This window comes from Flavobacterium sp. (assembly GCF_027483985.1).
GTDB lineage: Bacteria > Bacteroidota > Bacteroidia > Flavobacteriales > Flavobacteriaceae > Flavobacterium.
The window spans coordinates 120,593-140,772 of record NZ_JAIXTJ010000034.1; the positions used below are offsets into that span (position 1 = coordinate 120,593).

16 protein-coding genes are annotated in these 20,180 nt (G+C 33.2%); 10 read left to right on the top strand and 6 right to left on the bottom strand.

Annotated elements, in window-relative coordinates; all coding sequences use genetic code 11:
* Positions 1-11 precede the first annotated feature (11 nt).
* Positions 12-5,327 carry a hypothetical protein gene (locus Q0050_RS09265; RefSeq protein ID WP_298394602.1) on the bottom strand — a complete coding sequence of 1,772 codons (5,316 nt, stop codon included), beginning with the start codon at positions 5,325-5,327 and terminating at the stop codon, positions 12-14.
* Positions 5,328-5,854: 527 nt separating this feature from the next.
* Between Q0050_RS09265 and Q0050_RS09270 the strand changes: the two genes are divergently transcribed.
* The 4 genes from Q0050_RS09270 to hemL all read left to right on the top strand — a co-directional run bounded on the left by Q0050_RS09270 (position 5,855) and on the right by hemL (position 10,912).
* Complete coding sequence (locus tag Q0050_RS09270; RefSeq protein WP_298394604.1) at positions 5,855-7,729, top strand: T9SS type A sorting domain-containing protein; 1,875 nt, start codon at positions 5,855-5,857, stop codon at positions 7,727-7,729.
* Positions 7,730-7,822: 93 nt separating this feature from the next.
* Positions 7,823-8,725 (top strand): 1-aminocyclopropane-1-carboxylate deaminase/D-cysteine desulfhydrase, encoded by a 903-nt coding sequence (locus Q0050_RS09275; RefSeq protein ID WP_298394607.1) that lies wholly within the window; start codon positions 7,823-7,825, stop codon positions 8,723-8,725.
* Positions 8,718-9,605 carry a glucosaminidase domain-containing protein gene (locus tag Q0050_RS09280; RefSeq protein WP_298394610.1) on the top strand — a complete coding sequence of 296 codons (888 nt, stop codon included), beginning with the start codon at positions 8,718-8,720 and terminating at the stop codon, positions 9,603-9,605. Before Q0050_RS09275 ends, Q0050_RS09280 begins: the two co-directional genes overlap by 8 nt.
* 20 nt (positions 9,606-9,625) lie before the next feature.
* A complete protein-coding gene (hemL, locus tag Q0050_RS09285; RefSeq protein WP_298394613.1) occupies positions 9,626-10,912 on the top strand; it encodes a glutamate-1-semialdehyde 2,1-aminomutase in 1,287 nt (428 codons plus the stop codon).
* A gap of 38 nt (positions 10,913-10,950) precedes the next feature.
* Here hemL and Q0050_RS09290 read toward each other — a convergent pair whose 3' ends face one another.
* Both Q0050_RS09290 and Q0050_RS09295 read right to left on the bottom strand, forming a co-directional pair.
* Positions 10,951-11,277: a hypothetical protein gene (locus Q0050_RS09290; protein ID WP_298394616.1), complete on the bottom strand. Its 327-nt coding sequence runs from the start codon at positions 11,275-11,277 to the stop codon at positions 10,951-10,953.
* A gap of 58 nt (positions 11,278-11,335) precedes the next feature.
* A complete protein-coding gene (locus Q0050_RS09295; RefSeq protein WP_298394619.1) occupies positions 11,336-11,788 on the bottom strand; it encodes a Spy/CpxP family protein refolding chaperone in 453 nt (150 codons plus the stop codon).
* A 114-nt stretch (positions 11,789-11,902) separates the two neighbouring features.
* On the opposite strand from Q0050_RS09295, the gene Q0050_RS09300 reads away from it, so the two are divergent.
* The 4 genes from Q0050_RS09300 (at position 11,903) to Q0050_RS09315 (ending at position 15,337) form a co-directional block, all read left to right on the top strand.
* A complete protein-coding gene (locus tag Q0050_RS09300) occupies positions 11,903-12,280 on the top strand; it encodes a hypothetical protein (protein ID WP_298394621.1) in 378 nt (125 codons plus the stop codon).
* 121 nt (positions 12,281-12,401) lie between these two features.
* Positions 12,402-13,187: an MbnP family protein gene (locus Q0050_RS09305; RefSeq protein ID WP_298394624.1), complete on the top strand. Its 786-nt coding sequence runs from the start codon at positions 12,402-12,404 to the stop codon at positions 13,185-13,187.
* Positions 13,188-13,245: 58 nt separating this feature from the next.
* Positions 13,246-14,286 (top strand): cytochrome c peroxidase, encoded by a 1,041-nt coding sequence (locus Q0050_RS09310; protein WP_298394627.1) that lies wholly within the window; start codon positions 13,246-13,248, stop codon positions 14,284-14,286.
* 94 nt (positions 14,287-14,380) lie between these two features.
* Complete coding sequence (locus tag Q0050_RS09315) at positions 14,381-15,337, top strand: transporter (protein WP_298394630.1); 957 nt, start codon at positions 14,381-14,383, stop codon at positions 15,335-15,337.
* Between the two features lie 31 nt (positions 15,338-15,368).
* Here Q0050_RS09315 and Q0050_RS09320 read toward each other — a convergent pair whose 3' ends face one another.
* Entirely contained in the window at positions 15,369-15,734 is a 366-nt protein-coding gene (locus tag Q0050_RS09320) for a hypothetical protein (protein ID WP_298394632.1), read from the bottom strand.
* Positions 15,735-15,812: 78 nt separating this feature from the next.
* Positions 15,813-17,504, bottom strand: a complete 1,692-nt coding sequence (lysS, locus tag Q0050_RS09325; protein ID WP_298394635.1) for a lysine--tRNA ligase — start codon at positions 17,502-17,504, stop codon at positions 15,813-15,815.
* 168 nt (positions 17,505-17,672) lie between these two features.
* On the opposite strand from lysS, the gene Q0050_RS09330 reads away from it, so the two are divergent.
* Together Q0050_RS09330 and lipB are read left to right on the top strand one after the other, a co-directional pair.
* A complete protein-coding gene (locus Q0050_RS09330; RefSeq protein ID WP_298394638.1) occupies positions 17,673-18,497 on the top strand; it encodes a hypothetical protein in 825 nt (274 codons plus the stop codon).
* 129 nt (positions 18,498-18,626) lie between these two features.
* Entirely contained in the window at positions 18,627-19,325 is a 699-nt protein-coding gene (gene lipB / locus Q0050_RS09335; RefSeq protein ID WP_298394641.1) for a lipoyl(octanoyl) transferase LipB, read from the top strand.
* Positions 19,326-19,339: 14 nt separating this feature from the next.
* On the opposite strand, the gene Q0050_RS09340 is transcribed toward lipB, so the two are convergent.
* A complete protein-coding gene (locus Q0050_RS09340; protein ID WP_298394644.1) occupies positions 19,340-19,939 on the bottom strand; it encodes a ribonuclease HII in 600 nt (199 codons plus the stop codon).
* Between the last annotated feature and the right edge of the window lie 241 nt (positions 19,940-20,180).

Consider the following 20,180-nt stretch of genomic DNA (forward strand, 5'->3'; position numbering starts at 1 on the left):
TTTAAAGTATTTTAAAAAATAATTTTTTCATTTATAATAACGCTATTCTTTAATTTTATTTTCAAGAATAAAGCGGCATTATTTTTTAAGATGTTTTTTATTGTGAATTCAGTAGCATCAATATTTTTATACTCACCTAAATTTCTTCCCAACAGGTCATAAATTGTTATTGAATTAATCATTTCAAACGAGGAACGAATGATTATATTTTCGTTGGTTACAACTTTAATTGTATTAGAATACAAATGTTGATCATTATTTAACGCGCCGTTCAAATAAACGATTTTAAAGCGATTATTTAATGTGCCGCTTTGCGAGCTAAAACGATAAGGTGCCCCTTTTAAATCGTGTATGATATCAAGTTCTTTATCTTTTAAATAAACATTTTGAGTAGTAAAAATTCCGTCTAATCCACCAATTCCAATGTTGTAGCTGCCTGAATTTTGAACGTGAATTCCAATAGGAACTTCATCATAAATATCAAAAGGAAGTTGTCGTCCCTGAATTAAAAATTTATCAGAATCAATTAAAGTGTAAATCGACATAGCACCAGTTTTCAGGGTTTGACTATCAAAATAACTGTCTCTTGCCATAGTTGCTCCTTCAATGTAACCAAATAAGGTTCTGTCCGATTGATTAGATGAGCTAATTAAATCCAACCAAATTCTATTTCTTTCCAAGTTGTTTACATCAATTGGACTGTTTGTGCTTGTCAATGCATTATTCAACCTGTAAAATAAACTGTTGTCATAAGAAGCGTTTCTTAAACTATTGTTGAATGTTACAGTGTCTGAACCTGCTGGTCCATCTATCATTTGAACAAAAAATCCTTGGCCTGCTCCAATAAACAAATCGGATGCTGCTGCTGGACAGCAACTTGTTCCCGTAAAATTATAAGTTAAGTAATCACCAGGATTGTAGTTGTATAGATAACTATTATAGAAAGGGCTTGCCATTATTGATGGCAATGTTCCATGTGTCCACAGTTTGATGTTTCCTATAATTTTAGTATTGTTATTAAAAAGAAATTGACTTCCTCTAATTGCCGATGGATATGGATTTCCTATAAGATTCCAGTTGTCACTAAAATTTGTTATTTCTGTTCCATTTGTTCCTTGATGGTACACAGTATTTTGGTCAGAACCTCTAGAAATTGTATAGTTGATAACTCCGTTGTTTGGAACTCCAATAAAAGTTCCGTTTAATGGCGCAGGAATTGTTGAACTAAACGAGCTTGGACCTCTAACGATATAGCCTTTAGCTGGTAACATTGTATCGCCATTGGCAACTTCCCAATTTCCTTGTCCTCCATTCGTATTTGGAATTGTTGGATTCCATCGCCAAATTGGACCCGGAATTAATGGCGAAATAATATTATTTACATTAAAGTTTGAAACTGGTGAAGACCAATAAACATAATCTAAACTTCTTATATTATTAGCGGTTCTTCTGTAAGTAATATTTCCTGTATTTGTTGCATTATTTATTTGAATCAAACTAGCAGTATTATTTATAGTAAATGAACCGGAAGCTTGAACATTGACCCAATCGGTAACGGTGATGTTATTTGTTGAGTTTATTGTTAATGCAGCTCCATTTAATACTGACAATGTTCCTGCAAGTCCGTTATAATTTGTACCGGAAATAATCGGATTATTTGGTGTTATAGGAATTACAACGCAATCACTTCCATTTGGTATTCCTGTTGGTGTCCAATTGTTAGCTTTATTCCAATCACTGTCGATTGAGCCATTCCAAGCCTTTCTATCACTAACTGTTATAGTTGTGGTGTCCGTTAAATCTAATATTGTGCCATTGCAAAAGGTGTATGTTACTCTCGCAGTATAATTAGTAGTTGCTGTTGGACAAACGTTAATCGAAGCCGTGTTACCGACAATTGGACCTGTAGTTCCGTTGCCTTCATACCAAGTAATTGTTGTTATTGATGTTCCCGATGGTATAAAACGCCAAGCTTCGTTGGTAGTTGTCCAATCTGTACTTGTTGAATTTCGATTGGGTGCAACTGTTGCTAGTGAGCCTGTTGAATTTTGTACACCAACAACGGCATTACCTGAGTTCCAAGTAGAACAAACTCTTTTCTCCTTCATATACACTTCAATGATATTTGTATTTTCATACAAGACAATCATTCCAGTATAAAGTAATGAATTACAAGTTGATGAAAACATTGGAATTTCATTCCAAGAGGCAACTAAAGCACGACAACCCGAACTTAAAGTCACCAATTCCCAACCAACTTCTCCGCCTTTACTAGGATCAATATCGTGATAAGCACCAAAAATACTGTTTAAAAATAATGAGGTACTTGGTAAGTCATTTGTGAAAGACCAATTAGAGTAACCTCCGGGAGTATTACTCGTTTGATCAAAAGTGATAACGCCATTAGAACCTATTAAGCACCGATTATAAGTGTTGCCATAATAACAAAAATTAAATGGCAAGGAAATAGTTGGAGACCATACATCATCGACGCTAATACTTACGGAGTTTTGAAGACATCCAAATTGATAAGGCGGTGAATAAGGTATGGACTGAACCGTATAGCTAGTAGTTTGTCCGAGTGGAATAAAAGTGGCTTCCAAATTAGTGCATGTTGAAGTAGAACAATCTAAAATTGGATTAGGATCTGCTCCGTTCAAGCCCAAACCTCCAGCAACATTTGTTGGACATCCTAGGCTAGATAAACCAATTCCATTTCCAGGAGAGCAAGGTGTAGTGACGCAAATAGCAAAAGTTCCTTGTCCGCCGCCATTACCATTGCTATAAACTCTAATGGTATAAGTTGCGCCAATAGTTAGTCCGGTTAAAGTTGTTGTTTCAATGTTTGCTCCAGTAGTGTTGTTTATGCAGGCAATATTTGAAAGACTTCCGCAAACGCCGCTAAAAACTTGAAAGACTGCATTGTTTAGGGTGTTTGGTGTAATAGTTATTGTATGACTAGCATCAGTTGCAATAAATTGATACCACACATCATCATCAGCGGATCCAACGCATCCAGCTTGAGATAAAGTTGCTCCAAGAGTAGTACCTGTCATATTCACGGTACAGGTTATAGTTGGATTTACTGTAAGAGCTTGTGCGGTAAAACAATCATCATTTGAAGGTGGAATTGGACTTGATACACAAATTCCAAAAGTTCCATTATTGTCGTTTCCATATTCCCAGAATCTAATATAAATGGTTTGTCCTGGTGTAAGTCCGGTTAAAGTTAAAGAAGGCATAGCACCATTTATACTTGAGTCATCATCACAGCCTAAAACACTAAAACTTCCGCACGAACCTGAATAAACTTCTATGCCACCATCAAAAATAACACCTGTTTGAGAGTCAATGGTTATTATGCCGTTTGGTGGTACAATTGTGGTAAACCATACATCTCCTCCAGCATAACTTGAGCATCCAGGTAAAGGTGCTCCTAAACTCGCCGTCGCTGCAGCGTTTGTATAGTTTGAATAAGAACAAATTGCATTTACAGTTAACGGAATAGCATTATTACACTCATCATTTATTGGTGGAGTCAAAGGACAATTTAATATAAAACTAATACTTCCACCTAAGGAACTCTCAGGATCAATTAGCAGATAGTATTGTAAACCAGCGGTTAATGTGAAGCTTGGGCTAGTTGAAGTTCCAGATAAGTCGTCTATACATGTCCATCCAACACCATTACATCCTAGGGAAGCTAATTTATATTGATAGTCTATAAAAGCAAATGAACCAAGTTGACTGATGGTGTAGTTTCCTGTTACTGTTGGTGTGAACGTAAAAATTTGCTCGTTTCCAGGAGTTGACCAACCACAAGCAGAAGTTGGGTATAGTCCTGTTCCTGCTGGTATTGTTGCGTTTATTGTAGTACCACAATTGGTGATATTTGTAATTGCAGAACAAGGATTTATTATAGCGGTACAAGATCTTGAAATTGTAAAAGTTCCAGTTGTTGTGCTGCCTGCTAGATAATGTGCAACATATACATAATAAGTAACTCCATTTGTTGTTGCAAATGTATAGGTTTCTGTACCATTCGATAAAGCAGCATCTTGACATGTTATGTTTGTTAAGGTTCCACATGATCCGCTTGAGATTGACATTTCTATATCAAAGCTGGTTGTTGTTGCTGAAATGGTGGTGTTGTTTCCGTCACCAATAAAAGTGTACCAAACTCCAAAATCAGCCATACTACAACCAGAGTTATTAACAATGTTACTAGTATTTACCGTTGTTCCAGCTAAATTAGTTGTGGAACAAGGTAGGTTGGTAGCGTTATTGCATAAATTGTTAGAAGGTGGCGGAGGCGGTGATGTAACGCAAATTGAAAAAGTTCCTTGTCCGGTGCCATTTGCATTACTAAAAATTCTTACAAAATAAGTGGAACCAATTGTAAGGCCACTCAAAATAGTGGTTTCTGCATTTGTTCCTGTAGTGTCGTTGATACAACTTATGCTTGTTAGGCTTGGACATGTGCCATTAAAGACTTGGAACACTGCATTGGTTAATGTTGTTGGTGTAACTGTAACAGCGTGAAAGGTATTGGTTGCAGTAAAACTATACCAAACATCATCATCTGCAGTTCCTGTGCAGCCAGCCAATGATTGTGTTGCTCCAATAGTTGTGCCTGTTATTGAAGTGGTACAAGTTGTGGATGTACTGACTGGTAAAGAAATGGCTCCAGTACAATCATTATTCGATGGTGCAACAATTGCTGCCGAGGTTAGAGAAATGGAATCAACTCCTGCTGGCGGATTTGTACCAAGACTTCCGTCATTTGCCCATTCAAAAACCAATCTAAATGTTGTACCCGCATAAGTTGTTGGTAAATTAAAACTTGCGTTTACCCAAGAACCTTGCAGATTATAATTAGTTGCTCCAACTTGAATTCTTCCTGTTGGTGCAGTTCCTGCCGGAGTTATTTCTGTACCGTATGCTGGAGTAATAGTAGTTGGCATAAGCCATACTCTTAATCGGTCGAGTGTTGTTTCTCCTTGACCAATCCAATTAAAAGATAATAAGATGTCAGTCTCTCCGGCAGGTATTGTTACATTTCTATAAAAGTGCGACACTCTTGCGGTTCCGAATCCATAAGTATGTGGTGGAACGGCTGTTGCATTATTAGTAATATAAGCACATCTTGAGCCCGAAAATCCTACAGTAGCACCAGAGTTACAAACCCATTGGTTTCTTCCAGTTTGAGCAGGATTGTTGTTGGTCCATCCGTTTGATAAAAAAGTAGTACCAGTTTCAAAACCACCATCGCCAGTTGGAGAAATAAGTGTAGTTTGAGAATGAATTTGAAAAGTCAAAAAAAACATAACCAAGTTAATTAAAAATAATCTATTTTTTTTGTTTACATTTTTTTTTAATAGAAGAGGTAATGTTATTCCCATATTTTTTTTAATAAAAATATAAATAATTTTTTAAAAATGATATTACATTATTATTAATTATGTTAAAATGTATATTATAATGTTTAATTTTAGATATTTCAATGATTGTAGCTATCTCTTTTTTTTATTTTAGCAATATAAATCTTACAAGTTGTGTGCTAATATTTTGATTGTTATGTTTTTTTTGTGTCATTAAGGTTTTATTTTTTTAACATAAAAAGGCTATAGCTTTAGATAGTTTAAAATTGAAATTTAATTGTTAAAAGACTCTGTTGTGGCGTATTTAGTAATTTTTATTCCAAAAATTTAAATTCAGGCAATGATTTTCGCTCTACCAATTAAAATCGATGAAAGACAAAATAATTCGTTAAACCATCTTTCTTAATTTTTTTTTATCAATTTGTATTTTTGTTACATTTTTTTTTATAATTTTATGAATTAAATGTATGATTATGAAGAACTTTACGATTTTTAGTATTCTATTTACATTGATGAGTAGTACTATGCTTGGTCAAATTTATGTTAGCAATAATAGTTATGTTTTCAATAGAGGTTCTTTAGTTTATTCAAAAGGTAATTTAGAACTCAACGGAGCAAACAGTAATTTTTACGTTCGCAATGAAGGTCAATTTCTGCAAGGCACAACTGTAGGTTCGGCAAATACTGGAACTGGCAAATTATCTGTTTTTCAAGAAGGTACAGTTAATAATTACGCATATAACTATTGGTGTTCGCCAGTAGGAAATGCTTCAACAGCCATAGGAAATGAGGATTTTGGGATAACAATGTTAAACGTTCCAACGACATCAACAGCAAGCACACCAGTATCTACAACTTCCACAAGTTACAATGGTGTTTCTGGTACCGGCACTGTTACAATCGCATCTTACTGGATTTGGAGATTTTTATCTTCAAACGGATATTTTCAATGGATTCAATCTGCAGCATTGTCAAATATTGCTGCAGGACAAGGTTTTACGATGAAAGGCGTTAGCGGAACCGATACTACAAACCCAAATGAAGCGGTTGCCAACAATATTGGTAGTGCGCAACGATACGATTTTAGAGGAAAACCAAATGATGGAACAATTACCATTGGTGTAGCAACAGGTGCTTCGACATTAACGGGTAATCCTTATCCATCAGCAATTGATTTGAATTTGTTTTTAGTTGGCGGTCCTGGTCCAGATTTAATTTCAGGCACATCAGATGATATTCCTGGAAATCCTAATTGTGATGGTACTGCTCTTTTTTGGGAACACGATAAAACGGTCAATTCGCATAATATAGCGCAATACCGAGGCGGATATGGTACTTATAATGGCACAACAAGTATATATACTCCAGCAACATTTTATACCTATGATATTGCAGGTAATCAAGGTTCAGTTTTTAGTAATCCAAATACAATGTATGAAAGAAGATTTTCACCAATCGGTCAAGGTTTTATGGTAAGAGGAACGGCAAATGGAACCTTGCAAATGCGAAATGTTTATAGAGTTTTCATAAAAGAAGGTGTTGGAAATAACTCTCAATTTGAAAGAAGTGCTGATTCAAATCAAACAGTAAATTATGGAAACTATAGCGACATACCTAATGTTGCAGGTGTTGATTATACTCAAATAAGTAAAGCTCCAACGCCACATTTTATAGTTAATACTTCATTAAATAATCAAGCAGTTCGACAAATTGCCATCGGATTTTTACCGAATGCTATTGATGGTGTTGATTTAGCAGATTCAAAGTTTCCTGAACCAACTGAAAATATTTCAACCGATATGTACCTTTATTTGAATAACGAGCCTTATATTCATTCAGTTACTAGTTTTGATATTTATAAACGTTTTTCTATTGGTTTTAAAAATGCAAATTCAGGAGTAATGACTTATACATTAAAAGTTAATGAGTTCGTTAATTTTGATGTTCAAAACGTCTTTTTATATGATAATTTGACGGGTCTTTATCACGATATTAAGAATAATTTCTATGAAGTTGTTCTTGCGCCAGGAACGCATAATGATAGATTTGAAATAACTTTTACAGATCAATTATTATCGACAATTAATAATAATATTAAGAATCTTGCAGTAGTTCAAAATAATTCTAATCAGTTACTTTCTGTCGCTAATCCTAATGATTTAGAATTAAAATCTGTTGTGTTATATGACATTACAGGAAAATTAATTTTTAATAAAGCTAATCTTGGGTCTGCAAAATCTTATGAATTTTCAACAGCCTCATTAAGTGAAGGTGTTTATGTTGTAAAAATTGAGTCTAAAGATGGTCAAAGCTTGGGTCAAAAAATTATTGTTGAAAGACTTAAGTAAAAAATTTAAATACATTATAAAAGGTATCCCTTATATTTGGGATGCCTTTTTGTTTTTAAAGCGATAACATTAGTAACTTTGTAAAAAAAAATCTTGCAAGTCCTTACACAAGAAATACATCTAAATGCTACTACTGTTAAACTTTTTATTAAACGAGAAGATTTAATTCATCCGTTCGTTTCTGGAAATAAATTTAGAAAACTAAAATACAATCTACTTGAGGCGAAAAAGCTTAACAAAACTTCTTTGGTAACATTTGGTGGTGCCTATTCTAACCATATTGCAGCTGTTGCTTTTGCAGGAAAACAAAACGGATTTAAAACCGTAGGTATCATTCGTGGAGAGGAATTAGAATCGAAAATTTCTGAAAATCCTACTCTACAATTTTGCCAAGATAATGGTATGAAATTTGTTTTTGTATCAAGAGAGCAATATCGGTTGAAAGAAACGGAACGGTTTTTAGATAATCTTAAAAAAGAGTTCGAAAATTCGTATATAATTCCTGAAGGTGGAACCAATGATTTAGCGATTAAAGGATGTGAGGAAATTTTGAACCAAGACGATGATTTTTACAATTTTGTTTGTTGTTCCATCGGCACCGGAGGAACAATTTCTGGGTTAATAAATAATTCGTTTAAGAATCAAAAAATTTTAGGGTTTCCAGCGTTAAAAGGTGATTTTATAAAAAAAGATATTTGTAAATTTGCCAAAAATGAAAATTGGGAATTAATTTCAGACTACCATTTTGGAGGATACGGAAAGGTTACTGCTGAATTGATAGATTTTATTAATGATTTTTATCAAAAAAATGCCATTCCCTTAGATCCTATTTATACCGGAAAAATGGTTTTTGGCGTTATAGATTTAATATACAAAAACTATTTTCCTGAAAATTCTAAAATACTATTAATTCACACTGGCGGATTACAAGGAATTCAAGGAATGAACATAAAGTTGAATAGTAAAAAAATGCAAACTATTAATTTCGATGATTAAAAAGATAATTTTATTGTGTTTTATTGGTTTCTTTATTGCTTGTGGCTCTAACAAATCGGTTGTTAGAACTACAAAAAGTTCGGCTCCGACAAAACCTGTTGTTAGAACTGTAAAGAAGCCAATAACAAAGCCAAATAATCCGGTTGTAAAAATAGATTCTGAAAAAAGTAAAGATTCAAATGTGAAAAACGATGAATCAACGCAGATTCTGGAAGCAACAACTAGAGTTAAGGTTACAACGGCTTTGGTTTTAGAATATATTGACAAGTATAAGGATATTGCTAAAAAAGATATGAAGCAATATGGCATTCCTGCCAGTATTACACTCGGACAAGGAATTCTAGAATCTGGTGCAGGAACAGGTCCATTAAGTGCGCAAGCTAATAATCATTTCGGGATTAAATGTCATAAAGAATGGACTGGTCCAAGTGTAAAGTACGACGATGATAGCGCTCAAGAATGCTTTAGAAAATATAATAATCCCGATGAGTCGTATCGTGATCATTCATTGTTTTTAGTAACGAGAGAGCGATATTCTAATCTCTTTAAACTTGAAAAGAGTGATTATGTAGGTTGGAGTAAAGGATTGAAAAATGCAGGATATGCGACAGATCCAAATTATCCCACAAAGTTAATCGGATTAATAGAGCGTTATGAATTGCATAAATATGATGCTGAAGTATTGGGCGTTGACTATGTTTCTTTTGTGAATAAATCTAAAGATAATGTTGTAAATAATGACGCCGTACATCAAGTTTCAAAAGGTGATACATTATATTCAATATCAAAGCGATACAATATTTCATTGGATGACTTGAAAAAGAAAAACAATATTTCTGATAACGGTATTTCAATAGGTCAAAAGTTAATTATAAAATAAGATATCTAAAAATAATAAAAATGCTATATAAAAGAAGCAGTCAGTTATTTGCTGAAGCAGAAAAAATAATTCCTGGTGGAGTAAATTCGCCAGTTCGAGCTTTTAAAGGAGTAGGTGGAACACCAATTTTTGTAAAAAGTGCAAAAGGTGCTTACCTTTATGATGAAGACGGAAACAAGTTAATTGATTATATTAATTCTTGGGGTCCAATGATTTTAGGTCACGCGTATCAACCGGTGATTGATGCTATTACAGAACGCGCAAAGTTAGGTACGTCGTTTGGGATGCCAACAGAATTAGAAACGAAAATAGCTGAATTAGCCGTTTCTATGGTTCCAAATATTGATAAAATTCGTTTTGTTAACTCTGGTACTGAGGCTTGCATGAGTGCTATTCGTTTAGCTCGTGGTTATACAGGAAAAGATAAAATTATCAAGTTTGCGGGTTGTTATCACGGACATTCAGACTCTTTTTTAATTCAAGCAGGTAGTGGTTTAAGTACGTTTGGAGTGCCAAATTCGCCAGGCGTAACTCAAGGAACAGCAAAAGATACTTTGTTGGCAAACTACAACGATCTTGAAAGTATCAAAGCTTTGTTTGAAGCTAATAAAAACGAAATTGCTGCAGTTATTGTTGAACCAGTTGCTGGTAATATGGGTTGTATTCCGCCTTTAAAAGGATTTTTAGAAGGATTAAAAGCGGTTTGCGAAGAAAATAACGCATTACTGATTTTCGATGAAGTAATGACCGGATTTAGATTAGCTAAAGGTGGCGCACAAGAACTATTAAATGTGCAATCTGATATAGTTTGTTTTGGAAAAGTAATTGGTGGCGGATTGCCAGTTGGTGCTTTTGCAGCAAGAAATGAAATTATGAACTATTTAGCGCCAATCGGACCTGTTTATCAAGCTGGTACGCTATCAGGAAATCCTTTGGCAATGGCTGCAGGTTTGACAATGCTAGAGTCTTTAAATAAAGATGCTGAAGTTTTTACAAGATTAGAAGAGAAAACAGCTTATTTACATAACGGAATTGCAAAAGTGCTTACCGAAAGTGGAGTAGATTTCACGATTAATAGAGTTGGCTCAATGATTTCAGTTCATTTTGATAAAGAAGCGGTTATTGATTTTCAGTCGGCTAAAAAAGGTGATAATGAAACATTTAAAAAGTTCTTCCACGGATTGTTAAATGAGGGAATTTATATTGCACCATCAGCTTATGAAACTTGGTTTATCACAGATGCATTGACTTACGAAGATTTAGATTTCACGATCAATGCGGTTGAAAAAGTAGCAAAGACACTATAAAAAAAAGCTTCACAATATGTGAAGCTTTTTTTCTTAATTTATTTTTTCAATTTTTCAAACAATGCTTTATTTGCTTCCAAAATTGACATTTGTTTTTCATTTAAAGTCGCTCTGATTTTGGCATCCATCACTTGTTCTAACTCGGCTTTTTTCTCAGCAGATAAAGATCTATTTTCTAAAGTGGTATATTTTACTTCAAAAAGTCTATAAAAATCTTCAATTTGATTATCTTTTAATCCTACCAATTCCGCTAGTTCAATAGCATCTTTCTTTGCAGCTTCTTGTGAGGTAAGTCTTTTTTCTTGAGCACTTGCATTAATCGTAAAAAAACAAAAGAAAGCGAAAACTAAAAGTATTTTTTTCATTTTTATATAAATTTAAAATCAAAAATAAGAGATAAAAATGAGAATGCAAAATTTTATTTTAGTTACTTTCTGTTTTTTGAACTTTTTTCTTATTTTCTTTTAGTCTTTCGATTACCTTTTCTTTGCGCTCTTCTTGCTTTTGTTCCCATTTTGAATATTGTTCGGCCGTAAGAATTTTTTTCATTTCGGCTTTCATTGCATCACGATTTTTAATCATTTCTGCTTTTCTCGCCTCAACTTCTTCTTTAGATGGTCTTGCTTGTTGCTCACGTTCTGCTTTTAGTGCCTTACGTTCTTCTTTTTTTGCTTCTCTTTTTGCTACTTCCTTTTTCATTAAAGCTTGTACCTCTTTTACCTGATTTTCATTTAAGGATAATTCATTTGTTAGTTTTTTGACTTGTAATTCAACTCGATCATCAGCTGATAATTTTTCTTTTTTTTCTCCTCTTCGTCCTTGAGCAAATGTTGCTAAACTTGCAAGCAATAAAGCCGCTAAAAATACTTTTTTCATATTGTTATTTTTTAATTGTTATGATGATAAGACATCCAATTTGTAAAAAGGTTTATTCAAAAAAATAAATAAGTTTATCTTCAAGTTATGAAATTTGTGTTGTAATTTTGCAAAATGAATAAATGTATAATCCTAATTGCTTTATTGCTGTTCCTCAAGCCAGTATTTCCGGTTGTGGATTATGTTTTAAATTATGATTATATAGCTAATGTTCTTTGTGAAAATAAGGCCAAACCAGAGCTTAAATGTAACGGAAAGTGTCAGTTGATGAAAAACTTAGCCAAAGCATCTGATGAAGAAAAACCAATAAATTCAGATAAAAAAGACAACGCTAAACAAGAAATTGAAGTTTTGTTTTTCCATGCAATTGAGCCCTTATTTGTACAAAGAAATTTCTTTTCAAAAAACAAATCTGTCAATGATATTTATACCAATTTATACTTTCATTTGGTAGACAGCGCTGTTTTTCATCCGCCCACAATTATTTGTTAATTTTTATTATAGAGTCGATTCTAAAAAGTTGAATCGATTGGATTCTTGAGTCCACAAAAGTTTGAAGAAAGTTCTTCTCAAGCTTACTATTCCATAAATTTTAATAAATAAAAAATACAAAATGAAATTTCAATTAAAAAATAGTATAGCTGTTATGGCTATGGCTTTAGCATTCGGTTCTTGTTCAAATGATGATGATACAAATGATGCTGTAACAGGTCAAGGGAATTTAAAAATAGAATTTGATAACGTATATGGTTCAGCTGATTTTGCCGCAAATACAGCCTATACAAATTCCAACGGTGAAACGATAAAAGTCAATTTAGTTAAATATATCATCAGTAATATCGTATTAACCAAAGTGGACGGAACTACTTATGTGGTGCCAAAAGCAGATAGTTATTTTATTATCGACGAATTAACGCCAGCATCAACTATACTGACTTTGCCTAACATTCCTGCAGGAAATTATAAGAGCATTTCATACGGAATTGGAGTAGATAAATCTCAATTTGATTTAGGAGCGACAGGTCAAGGTAATTTCCTTACTACTGCGCAAAATGCTGGTATGATGTGGCCTTGGAGCGCTGGTTATAAATTTGTTGCCTTCGAAGGTACTTTCACATCTTCAACAGTAACAACGGATACTAATTTTAAACTTCACACAGGTCAAACAGGTACAGATTATAATTACACCACCATTTCAGTTGATTTTCCAGACAATGCTTTGGTAAGAACAACTATTACGCCTCAAGTGCATATTATGGCTGATTTAAAGCATATATTAGACGGTACAAATAAATTTAATTTATCACAAGGTGCAACAATTATGGGTGGTTCTAAATTGGCTTTAGCAACGGCTAACTTGGCTAATATGTTTGAAGTTCATCACGTTCACAACGATTAAATAATACAGAAAGCTGTTGGTTTATTCGGACTAACAGCTTTTTAAAATTTTTGTACAGATGAAAATTAAATTTTTAGTGCTATTTCTTTTGCCTCTCTTTTGGAGTTGTTCTTCGGATGAATCTGAGGAGTATCAAAATATTCCTATTGATTTTAAGGTTCCAAGCAATTTTCCACCTGCGAATTATGATTTCGCAAACAATCCGCTGACGGAAAAGGGTTTTGAATTGGGCAAAAAGTTGTTTTATGATGGTCGATTGGCTTCTGATGGAATTGTTTCTTGTGCTTTTTGTCACATTCAAGAAGATGCTTTTACTCATCATGGTCACACCTTTAGCCACGGCGTAGGCGATGCTATTGGTACTCGAAATGCTTCTCCAATTCAAAATATGGTGTTTCAAACTGCTTTTATGTGGGATGGCGCAACAACCCATCTAGATTTGCAACCCATTATTCCGTTTACAAGCGAAATTGAAATGCATGGGAACTTTGAGAATGCCATCAACATGATGAAAAATGATGCTACTTACAAAAAGTTATTTCAGCAGGTTTTTTCTAATGGTGAAATTAATTCTGAAAACATGCTTAAAGCGTTGGCGCAGTTTCAAATATTATTAGTTTCTTCTAATTCTAAATTTGATAAATATAGAAGAAATGAAGTAGGAGGAAATTTAACAACGACTGAGCTTGAAGGGTACGCCATCTTTAATCAAAAATGTGCGTCGTGTCATGCAACCGATATTTTTACTGATAATTCCTATCGAAATAATGGTTTGCCAATAAATCCCGCAATCAATGATTTAGGAAGATTTCGTGTTACAGAATTACCGCAAGATAGGTATAAATTCAAAGTGCCAAGTTTACGAAATATTGAAAAAACAGCACCATACATGCACGACGGACGATTTTTCACTTTAGAAGCAGTTTTAGATCATTATTCTTCGGGTGTTGTGAATTCTGAAACTTTGGATTCTAGATTAAATTCTTCGGGAGTTTTAGGAATTTCTTTATCAGCTAGCGATAAGTCCAAATTAATAGCTTTTTTAAAGACGTTAACTGATAATGAATTTTTAACAAATCCTAAATTTTCAGAATTTTAAACTTTTAAAATTTATCAATTGCAATTGGTGGCTATAGCTGCATTAATTATAGAAAAAAGACACTTTAATTAGGTCTAAACAAACAATTTATTTTATGAAAAAATATGTTTTATTACTGTTGTTTTTCCAGTTCGGATTTGCGGTAACTAAAGACACGATTCCAAATCGTTTTAGTTATTCTAAATTTGATAAATTTCTAAAAGAGGATTACGATTGCGATGCTTGTGGATGTTCCGCAAGTGGCGGAAGTATGGGTTTTTCATCGATGTTAAATACGAATTTTATAGGTGTTCGATATTTTAATCAAAATTATAAAAGTAGTAATGGCTTGTACAGTAATTCGCCGTGGTATGAAGAGCATTTTAATACCATTCAAATCTGGTCTAGGATTCCGGTAACCAAAAATATTCAAGTATCAGCATTAATTCCGTATCATTTTCATAACAGAGAAATCGCTACTGGAAGCCAGAAAATCAGCGGTTTAGGTGATGTTACTGTTTTAGGAATGTACCAATTATTTCAAACCAAAAAAGATAGTACTTTTTTTAATCACAATTTTCAAATTGGCGGTGGCATAAAAATTCCAGTAGGAAAATTTGATGCTACAAATAACGGCAGTGTCAATCCGAGTTATCAAGTTGGTACCGGTGCGTGGGATTATCTTCTAGCAACAGAGTATGTCATTAAAAGAAAAAAATTTGGATTAAATGCAATGCTAAATTATGTAATTAAAACTGAAAATCAGAAAAAGTACCGTTTTGGTAATCAGTTTAATTATGCAGCAACATTATTTTGGGTGCATCAAGGTTCGAAAATTTCAGTTGTTCCTCAAGTAGGAGTTGCAGGAGAAGTATTTGAAGACAATTATCAATACAATCAAAAAGTAAGAAATACTGCGGGTGATATTTTTATGGGTAAAATCGGATTTGAAGTTGGTCAAGATAAATTTTCAATTGGAGCCAATGCCATGCTGCCCATAAACCAAAATCTCACCGGCGGAAATGTGATTGCTAACTATCGATGGAGTTTAAATCTTAATTATATTTTATAAAAAAAAGCGTTTCATTTGAAACGCTTTTTTTTTATTTACTTGAATACTGAGTTAGTCTTACATACAACTCTTTGTTATTCTTCAGTGCATCTAATTGTTCTTCATTAAAAGCGCCTAGTAATTTTGAAGTATATCTTTCAAATACAGCTTTCTTTTCTTCTTCAGTTTTTGAATTATCAACTGCTTCTTTTCTCATATAAAGCAAATTGGTTAAATCATTTTGAAGACTTACTTCAACTTTAACAACTTTTGAAATTAATTGTACATCTTGAATGATGATTTCTTTAAAATTTTTCTCAGTTGCAGGTGCTGTTGCAGATAAAGCTTTGGCTTGTTGTGCATTAGCATTTATAGTAAAACCTACAAATAAGGCAATAATTGCTATAACTTTTTTCATAATCTTCTTAGAATTAATTTATTTAAAAGCGAATTTAATAATTTTATTCAGAAATCAATACTAAAATTGTGAAAATTATTATTTTAATTCAACTGTTTTATTTTCGCCTTCTACAACAACTTTAGTTAGTCCGTGTTTTGCTAGGCCTTTCATAGCTCCATCCCATTTTTTTCCGCTTAAACCCGATTTTTCTTTAAGTTGTGCTAACGATTGATTATTTTCTATTTTTAATAAACTTATGATGAATTTTTCGTCTTCTGTTAATTCCAATTGTTTTTTCTCTGGACGCATTTGTGGAAAGAACAAAACTTCTTGAATTGATTGATTATTAGTTAAAAACATAATTAATCGATCCATTCCAATACCCAAGCCTGAAGTTGGTGGCATTCCATATTCTAAAGCTCTTAAAAAATCTTCATCTATAATTCCATTAGCCTCGTCATCACCTTTTTCAGATAATGCCATTTGTGCTTCAAAACGTTCTCTTTGATCAATAGGATCATTTAATTCAGAGTAGGCATTGGCAATTTCTTTTCCACAAACCATTAACTCAAAACGTTCTGTCAATTCAGGATTGTCTCTATGTTCTTTACACAACGGTGACATTTCTTTAGGATAATCTGTGATGAAGGTTGGTTGAATAAAATTTCCTTCACATTTAGCTCCAAAAATTTCATCAATTAATTTTCCTTTACCCATAGTTTCATCAACCTCAATGCCCATTGATTTCGCAGCATCAAAAAGTTCTGATTCACTTTTGCCTGTTATATCATAACCGGTGAATTGCTTGATGGCATCAGTCATTGTTACTCTTGCATACGGCGCTTTGAAATCTACTTTATGTTCTCCAAAACTACTTTCGGTTGTGCCGTTAACTTCTTTTGCGCAATATTCCAAAAGATTTTCGGTAAACTCCATCATCCAGTTGTAGTCTTTGTAGGCTACATAAATTTCCATAGCGGTAAATTCCGGATTATGAGTTCTATCCATACCTTCATTTCTAAAGTTTTTAGAAAATTCATAGACACCATCAAATCCGCCAACAATTAATCTTTTAAGATATAATTCATTAGCAATTCTCATATATAACGGAATGTCTAAACTATTGTGATGTGTAGTAAACGGACGTGCAGCAGCACCACCAGGAATCGATTGTAAAACCGGAGTTTCAACTTCCATATAGCCAGCAGTGTTGAAAAAAGTTCGCATTGCAGTAAAAAGTTTGGTTCTTTTCATAAATACCTCTTTTACTTGCGGATTTACTACTAAATCTACATAACGCATTCTATATCTTAGTTCGGCATCATTGAATGCATCGTGCACTTTTCCTTCTTCGTCAACTTTTGGTAGAGGAAGCGGACGCAATGTTTTACTTAAAAAAGTGTATTCGTCAACACGCAGGCATTGCGCACCAACTTTAGTCGTAAAAAGTTCGCCTTCAATACCAATAAAATCTCCTAAATCGGTTAATTTCTTAAAAACCTGATTGTACATTGTTTTGTCTTCGCCTAAGCAAAGCATATCACGATTTAAATATAACTGGATTCTTCCTTCGCTATCTTGAAGTTCAGCAAAACAAGCTTTTCCTTGATCTCGAACACTCATTAGTCGGCCTGCAACTATCACCTTTTTGCCTTCTTCAAAGTTTTCCTTAATCTGCTTTGAGGTGTGATTTACAGGAAATAAATCTGCTGGATAAGGATTAATACCAAGAGCGCGCAAAGCAGCTAGTTTTTCTCTTCTAATGATTTCTTGTTCCGAAAGTTGCATATAATTGTTTTTAAGCCTGCAAAGATAAGTATTAGTTAGAAAGTATCAAACAACACATTTTAAAAATAATTGTTTGAAAGCGCATACTTTTAAAGCTAGCAACTTTTAGAAATTCTTAAAATGAGAACAAAGTTATTTTAATATATTTGTAAAATAAATCTATTAGATATGAGAAATTTCAAATTAATTACAGGAGTTCTTTTTGCTTTTATGTTTACAAGTTGTAGCATAACCGAAAAAATGATTATCAACGATAATGGATCAGGTAAATTCACTTACGACATTGATGGTTCGAAGATGATGTCTATGATGGGAAGTGCTTTTAAAGGTGATGATAATGAAGATACCAAAAAGAATAAAAAGGAAACTGTAGGCAGAAAAAATAAAAAAGTAGTTGATAGCACTTTTACTTTTAAAGAACTTTTTGCCACTAAACAAGATAGTATCTCTAAATTGTCTCCAGAAGAACAAGCCAAAATCAAAAAGATGGAGCGCTTTAGTGTAAGAACTATAGTTGATGAAGAAAAAGGAATAATGAGTTATAGTATGTTTACAGATTTTAATTCAATTGCAGAACTTCAAGATGTAATGTCGCCGGTTGAATCAATGAAATCACTTTCTCCATCTGGACAAAAATCGGGCGGAATGGGAATGGCTCCAACTGCGCTTGAAGATAATTCTTCTACAAGTTTTTTTTACGATGGCAAAACATTTAAAAAGTCAGTTGCTAAAATCGAAAAGAAAAAAGAAGATGCTGAGAAAGCTGATGAAGGTTCAGAAGAAGATGTTGCAAATAGTATGAAAGAATCTTTAAATATGATTTACGACCAATCTAGTTTTAAAGTTGTATATCAATTTCCAAAAGCTGTTAAAAAAGTTTCTATTGAAAACGCACTTTATAGCGATGATAGAAAAACGATAACCATTGAATATCCGCTTAAAGATTATATGGAAAATCCAGACAAACTTAATTTTGAAGTTGTTTTTGAATAATAATTAAATCACGACAAATTAAGAAAGTTTATTGCAAACCATTATAACTGTAAAGAGTGACCCGAAAGGTTGTCAAACTAGCGAAGCATATCTTATGTGACTGCTATAAAATCACATTTGTGCACACCTATGAATAAAAAAATCCAACTTCAAGATTTAGGAAAAAAAGATTACAAAGAAACTTGGGATTACCAAGAAGAACTTTTTAAAGGAATTGTTGATGTTAAAATTCAAAACAGAAAAGAAGATACTTCTTTGCCAACGCCAAATTATTTTTTGTTTGTAGAACATCCGCACGTTTATACTTTGGGAAAGAGTGGTGATATTTCTAATTTGCTTTTATCAGAAAAACAACTTCAAGATAAAGGAGCTACTTTTTATAAAATCAATAGAGGAGGAGATATTACTTATCACGGTCCAGGTCAAATTGTAGGATATCCGATTCTAGATTTAGAAAATTTTTTTACAGACATTCATAAATACCTTCGGTTTCTTGAAGAAGTAATAATTCTAACCTTAGCTGAATACGATTTAAAGGCAACAAGAAGTGAAGGCGAAACTGGAGTTTGGCTCGATGTGGGAACGCCATTTGCCCGAAAAATTTGTGCAATGGGTGTGAGAGCTAGTCGTTGGGTTACTATGCATGGTTTTGCTTTAAATGTAAATGCTGATTTAGGTTTTTTTGACAATATTATACCTTGCGGAATAAAAGGAAAAGCCGTTACATCATTGCAAGTTGAACTCGGTGTTGAAAGAGTAAATGAAGAAGAAGTAAAAACAAAAATTCTAAATCATTTCGCAAAATTATTTGAATCAGAATACGCTTAAATCAAAATCCGCAATTAAAAATCAAAGGAAAGCTGTTCGGGTAATAACCTGAAGCTCATTCTGTGGTACTTGGTTGGCCCATATTTTCTAATAGCTTCTCGATGTTCTTTAGTTGGATAGCCTTTATTCTTCTTCCAATTGTACATCGGGAATTCTTCGTGAATTTTATCCATATATTCATCTCGGTAGGTTTTTGCCAAAACCGATGCGGCAGCTATACTCATATATTTAGAGTCGCCTTTAACAATGGTGCTGTAAGGAATATTGTTTATGGGTTTAAATCTATTTCCATCTACTATTATATAATTAGGTATAGGATTTAACTTAATAATGCACTCTTGCATCGCTTTAATCGAAGCATTCAAGATGTTGATTTCGTCAATTATTATTGGTTCTAGATGCATAACTTGAAAAGAAATTGCTTTTTCTTCAATAATAGGTTTTAATTTTTCTCGTACTTTTTCAGAAAGTTGTTTTGAATCATTTAATAAATCCAATTCAAAAGTATCAGGAAGTATAATGGCTGCGGCGGTTACAGGTCCAGCCAAACAACCTCTTCCGGCTTCATCTGTGCCACATTCTAAAGGGAAGTCCGAGAATCTTAAACTTAACATAAAATTAATTTTGATAAAAATACAAATTTTAACGCAACCTTTTGCATAATTCTGCATCATAGTAGTGTGTTGCAACCACAATGTTAGTAAACCGCTTAAAAAATTTAACAAAAATAAATTGTAATATTCCGAAGTATTATTTGTTTATTTAAGAAATTATTAAGAAGTTTGCGGAATAACTAACTCAAATAAATTTAATATGAGATCGAAGTTCAAATGGATTTTTACGCTATTAGTAGCG

Bases quoted from the DNA above. Each gene is read 5' to 3' on its own strand.
- Q0050_RS09265 (WP_298394602.1), bottom strand. From the start codon at position 5,327: ATGTTTTTTTTGACTTTTCAAATTCATTCTCAAACTACACTTATTTCT.
- Q0050_RS09270 (WP_298394604.1), top strand. From the start codon at position 5,855: ATGAAGAACTTTACGATTTTTAGTATTCTATTTACATTGATGAGTAGT.
- Q0050_RS09280 (WP_298394610.1), top strand. From the start codon at position 8,718: ATGATTAAAAAGATAATTTTATTGTGTTTTATTGGTTTCTTTATTGCT.
- hemL (WP_298394613.1), top strand. From the start codon at position 9,626: ATGCTATATAAAAGAAGCAGTCAGTTATTTGCTGAAGCAGAAAAAATA.
- Q0050_RS09290 (WP_298394616.1), bottom strand. From the start codon at position 11,277: ATGAAAAAAATACTTTTAGTTTTCGCTTTCTTTTGTTTTTTTACGATT.
- Q0050_RS09295 (WP_298394619.1), bottom strand. From the start codon at position 11,788: ATGAAAAAAGTATTTTTAGCGGCTTTATTGCTTGCAAGTTTAGCAACA.
- Q0050_RS09300 (WP_298394621.1), top strand. From the start codon at position 11,903: ATGAATAAATGTATAATCCTAATTGCTTTATTGCTGTTCCTCAAGCCA.
- Q0050_RS09305 (WP_298394624.1), top strand. From the start codon at position 12,402: ATGAAATTTCAATTAAAAAATAGTATAGCTGTTATGGCTATGGCTTTA.
- Q0050_RS09310 (WP_298394627.1), top strand. From the start codon at position 13,246: ATGAAAATTAAATTTTTAGTGCTATTTCTTTTGCCTCTCTTTTGGAGT.
- Q0050_RS09315 (WP_298394630.1), top strand. From the start codon at position 14,381: ATGAAAAAATATGTTTTATTACTGTTGTTTTTCCAGTTCGGATTTGCG.
- Q0050_RS09320 (WP_298394632.1), bottom strand. From the start codon at position 15,734: ATGAAAAAAGTTATAGCAATTATTGCCTTATTTGTAGGTTTTACTATA.
- lysS (WP_298394635.1), bottom strand. From the start codon at position 17,504: ATGCAACTTTCGGAACAAGAAATCATTAGAAGAGAAAAACTAGCTGCT.
- Q0050_RS09330 (WP_298394638.1), top strand. From the start codon at position 17,673: ATGAGAAATTTCAAATTAATTACAGGAGTTCTTTTTGCTTTTATGTTT.
- lipB (WP_298394641.1), top strand. From the start codon at position 18,627: ATGAATAAAAAAATCCAACTTCAAGATTTAGGAAAAAAAGATTACAAA.
- Q0050_RS09340 (WP_298394644.1), bottom strand. From the start codon at position 19,939: ATGTTAAGTTTAAGATTCTCGGACTTCCCTTTAGAATGTGGCACAGAT.